The sequence below is a fragment of the uncultured Caballeronia sp. genome, assembly GCF_964243625.1.
In the GTDB taxonomy this organism is placed as follows: Bacteria; Pseudomonadota; Gammaproteobacteria; order Burkholderiales; family Burkholderiaceae; genus Caballeronia.
The window spans coordinates 1-3890 of record NZ_CAXTGZ010000564.1; the positions used below are offsets into that span (position 1 = coordinate 1).

Below are 3890 nucleotides of genomic sequence, written 5' to 3' on the forward strand. Positions count from 1 at the left end.
CCGACAAACGCTTTCAAATGTCTTGGGTTGCCGTGTTTCGTAATGATTCAGCGGCCCCGACCGACTCGGAAAGTTACACTGGCTACATAAAACCCGGCGATCCTTATGACTTCCTCTATGCACGACGGCAGCAAGGCGGCCCCGGCCCCGAGCTTCGCGCGCCATGCAGCCCGGCTGAACGCGCGCATCAACGGCTGGATGCGCCGTTGGAGCTGGGCCGTCGCGATGACCGTGGCCATCGTGATCACGGTTGGCGGTCTCGTGATCCTCGAGTCCGGCCGCATGCGCATCGCCGCGGAGTACGAGACCGCGCTCGAGGCCAAAGGCGCGACCACCTTGTTGACGGCGCTAAACGGTGACATTGCGTCACTCACCGCCGACGAGCGCGCATTCCATTCGGCGCCGGACGCGACGACTCTCGTGGACTACAACGCTGCGGCGGCCCGCATACGCAACTCGGTGGCATTGCTGGACGCCTATTACCGTCGCAAGGCCGACGATACTGCGCTTACCAGTTTCCGGCAGCTCAGCACCATCCTCGATGCACGCATCAACGCCGGCCTGAACGCGCAGGCCGCCTCCACCTCGGACACGCTCGACACCACCCTCGCCCTGTTGCGCCTCAACGAGGAAAATCGCGCACAATCCGCGCTCGATGCAAGCCGCGCCGACCAGCGCATTTCCACGTTTTGCGTGGGCGCGTTGTGTGCGCTCAACATCGTGTTGTTCTTGCTTCTGTTTCGCAACCTCGGCATCCAGCTCGACAAGCAGGACCGCGTGCAGCAGAAACTTATCACGCAACAGGAAGAGCTTGACCAGCTCGTCTTCGAGCGCACGCGCCAACTCGAAGCGCTCGCGTGGCATCTGCAATCGGTAAGTGAAAACGAGAAGACGGAACTCGCCCGCGAACTTCACGACGAACTCGGCTCGATTCTTACGGCAAGCAAGATGGATGTTGCCTGGGTCAACAACAAGCTGAAAAGCGTGGAACCCGCAATGGCCGAAAAACTCGGCCGCGCCTTGGCCAACCTGGATCAGGGTATAGCGCTGAAGCGGCGGATCATCGAAGACATGCGCCCGACCGTGCTCGCGAACTTCGGTCTTGTCACGGCGCTTCGCACCCTTGCCGACGAGACCGCGCAACGCACCGGCTGGACGCTCGACCTCGCGTTGCCTGAAGACGACATCAAGCTTGGCGAGGAAGTGGAGATCGCGTTGTTCCGCGTCGCGCAGGAGTCGCTCACGAATGCCGCGAAGTACGCGCGGGCAACGCGGGTATCGATTGCATTGGCGCTCGACGATGAGCGCGTGTCCATGCATGTCGCCGATGACGGCGTCGGCATCCGGCCGGAAGATCTGCTGCGCACGCATACGCACGGGCTTCTCGGCATGCGGCAGCGGGTGAGCGCGCGCGGCGGGCGCATCGAGATCGAGCGGCGAGAACCGCATGGCACCGATATCCGCGTGACCATGCCCCGCGTACGCAATTTTACGGCGTGACATTGGCTGATTTGAGTCGTGTAGGACAGCGCCGACACAAGTTGCAGAGCTAGCCTACACGATAAAAACATCCGCACCTACAGCCTGCGGACGGCCAATTTTTTAAGATTCTTCAGACCGGTGTGGTCGATCGAAACGAAGCCGCCAACCATGATTCAGGTGAAGACGTTTCAAGGGTCGCTCGTAACCAAAGCCACGATGTGTTAGCTAATACGCTGAATGGCCGGGATTCGGACTTCGGGCAAGGTTTTTCGGCTTATCGACACTAGGCCAGTTGCCCATATCAATTGCAGCATACTCAAGGGGAATTGCTCATGACTCGACTCATCGCTTTGCTGTTGATCGCAGGAACCGCAGCACTCGCAGGTTGCAACACGACGGCGGGCGCCGGTCAGGATATTTCGAAGGCGGGCAACGCGCTCACGAACTCGGCCGACAAGCACGGCGCGGAGTAATGTGAACGGATCGCGGCGCGTAATTGATCGAGCGCGCCGGGAACGCAATGCAAATGTGAAAAAAAGAGCCTCCTCGGAGGCTCTTTTTTCGTCTTGCGCTCGAACCTCAAACCAGCCCGCGCCGCTTGTAATCGAACCAGAACGACAACCCCACGCTCGCCAGGATGATCAGCGTCGCCATGACGGTCCACTTCGTGATCACCTCGCCCAGGAACACCGCGCCGATAACCACGGCCACGACCGGATTCACGTACATGCAACTGCTCGCGATAATCGGGCTCGTGTGACGGATCAGGTATGCATACGCCACGTAGGCGGCCATCGAACCGACGAGCATGAGGTAGAGATACGACAGGAACGGCGTGAACGCCATGCTCACGATGCGCTCGCCAGATACCCACGCCACGATGGTCGCCATCAGCCCGCCCAGGCCGATCTGCAAGGCAGTCGATACCAGCAGATCCGAAGGTAGCTTGAGACGGCTCGCGAGATGAGAGCCGCCGGCCCAGAAGACCGCGCCGCAAAGAATAGCCAGGCTGCCTGCCGTGGAACCGGAAGACGGATCGCCGTGATTGAGCAATGCAATGCCGACCAGCCCGAGCCCGACCGCGACCCATTCGCCCTTCGCCACCTTGCGCCCCGCAATGGCGGCGATGACCGTGGCAAACAGCGGCACGGTCGCGACCATCACGGCGGCCGTTCCGGTTTCGACCGTACGCATGCCGAACGCGAGCATCCCGCTCGATAAACCCACAAGCAACGTTCCGACCAGCGCCGCGTTGCGGACTTCGGCGGCTTTCGGCCAGACCGGATTGCGCCGCGCCGCAAAAATGAACAAGCCGATGCCGGCGAACAGATTGCGCAATCCGGAAAGCATCAGCGGAGGAAAGGCTTCCAGCGACAAGTGCACGGCCATGTAGGTCGAGCCCCAGACCAGATAGACCACGAACAGCGCGAGCGCAATGCGCCCGCCTCTCGTTGCTGGAAGCCGGAAGGGGAAATAGCCGGGCAGGTTGAACGGACGGCGCTGAGGCGGCGCCGTATCAGGCGAAAAAGCATCTGGTTGCGTCGCGCCCGTCTCCTGGGTATCGGCGGTGGGCTGCGGAAACGGCAACACGTCCGCCGAAGTCTGCGGCGCGGGCGGAATGTACTGCGAAGAAGACGAAGAAGCAGGTGTCGATGAAGACTGCGGCGGCGGCAACGACGTGGACATCCGTTACTCCGCGCCGCTGGCAGTATCGGCAGGCCGTGCGGCCCAATCCGAAGAAATGCTCGGAACCGCCGGCATCGATCCGGCCGGAAGGAACCGGGGACCCGATGAACGGCGCGCATGCCGCTCGAATATCGCGGCAAAACGGGCAAGGCAGAACAACATGTCGGAAGCAGCAAAAAAGGGTCGGGCATCACCATGCCGAAGCTCGGAACCCGCTCGAAAGCCGGCACGAACCGCCGCGCGCTTGAGGTGACACCGGGCAGCACGAAAATATTCGGGGCGCATCCGGGAAAACACCATGACAGCACGCAGTGGACGCCATTATGCAGTAAGCGCCGCGCGCTTTCGCGAGATCGTTACAGATGGTTGCCAACACGCTACGCCGGGGTGTATTGTTGCGGCTGCTAACGCGGGGGTCCTGCGCTGCACATCGCAATCTGTCTGTCGGGATTGTCCGTGTGTCGCGGGTGAGAAATACCCTTTGAACCTGATCTGGATAATGCCAGCGCAGGGAAGCGTACGGATCTCGCACCTGGCCTTTGCCGTCTCACCTCTCGCGATTTCCGACTCCTTCCGTCTCGTCTCCTGCTTAGCGGCCCCACGAAAGCTTTGTATGGAGATAGATCCGCATGAACGCCAATCCGAAGTTCCTGTCCGCCGACGCTCACGTCGACGAAGCCGCTGTCGCGCCGCTGCCCAATTCGCGTAAGGTCTACGTGACC

The 3890-nt window shown here is 61.3% G+C and carries 4 protein-coding genes and 1 riboswitch; of the genes, 3 read left to right on the top strand and 1 reads right to left on the bottom strand.

The genetic code is table 11. The features are described 5' to 3' along the window. Positions 1 to 105 precede the first annotated feature (105 nt). Positions 106 to 1500 carry a sensor histidine kinase gene (locus ACFFAR_RS27105; protein WP_375508811.1) on the top strand — a complete coding sequence of 465 codons (1395 nt, stop codon included), beginning with the start codon at positions 106 to 108 and terminating at the stop codon, positions 1498 to 1500. A gap of 314 nt (positions 1501 to 1814) precedes the next feature. Further along, positions 1815 to 1955: an entericidin A/B family lipoprotein gene (locus ACFFAR_RS27110; protein WP_056352444.1), complete on the top strand. Its 141-nt coding sequence runs from the start codon at positions 1815 to 1817 to the stop codon at positions 1953 to 1955. Between the two features lie 106 nt (positions 1956 to 2061). Here the strand turns inward: ACFFAR_RS27110 and ACFFAR_RS27115 are convergent, their stop codons facing one another. Further along, positions 2062 to 3168 (bottom strand): EamA family transporter, encoded by a 1107-nt coding sequence (locus tag ACFFAR_RS27115; protein WP_375508812.1) that lies wholly within the window; start codon positions 3166 to 3168, stop codon positions 2062 to 2064. A 117-nt stretch (positions 3169 to 3285) separates the two neighbouring features. Here ACFFAR_RS27115 and ACFFAR_RS27120 point away from each other — a divergent pair, with 117 nt between their 5' ends. Next, the gene (locus ACFFAR_RS27120; RefSeq protein ID WP_174363442.1) at positions 3286 to 3576 is read left to right on the top strand and encodes a hypothetical protein; all 291 of its coding nucleotides are present in this window, start codon (positions 3286 to 3288) and stop codon (positions 3574 to 3576) included. Then, positions 3570 to 3700: riboswitch (TPP riboswitch) on the top strand. (Overlaps the previous gene by 7 nt.) Positions 3701 to 3890 lie beyond the last annotated feature (190 nt).

What these genes read in the sequence shown, in the direction of transcription:
- ACFFAR_RS27105 (WP_375508811.1), top strand. Translation starts at nt 106, where the DNA reads ATGACTTCCTCTATGCACGACGGCAGCAAGGCGGCCCCGGCCCCGAGC.
- ACFFAR_RS27115 (WP_375508812.1), bottom strand. Translation starts at nt 3,168, where the DNA reads ATGTCCACGTCGTTGCCGCCGCCGCAGTCTTCATCGACACCTGCTTCT.
- ACFFAR_RS27120 (WP_174363442.1), top strand. Translation starts at nt 3,286, where the DNA reads ATGCCGCTCGAATATCGCGGCAAAACGGGCAAGGCAGAACAACATGTC.
- ACFFAR_RS27110 (WP_056352444.1), top strand. Translation starts at nt 1,815, where the DNA reads ATGACTCGACTCATCGCTTTGCTGTTGATCGCAGGAACCGCAGCACTC.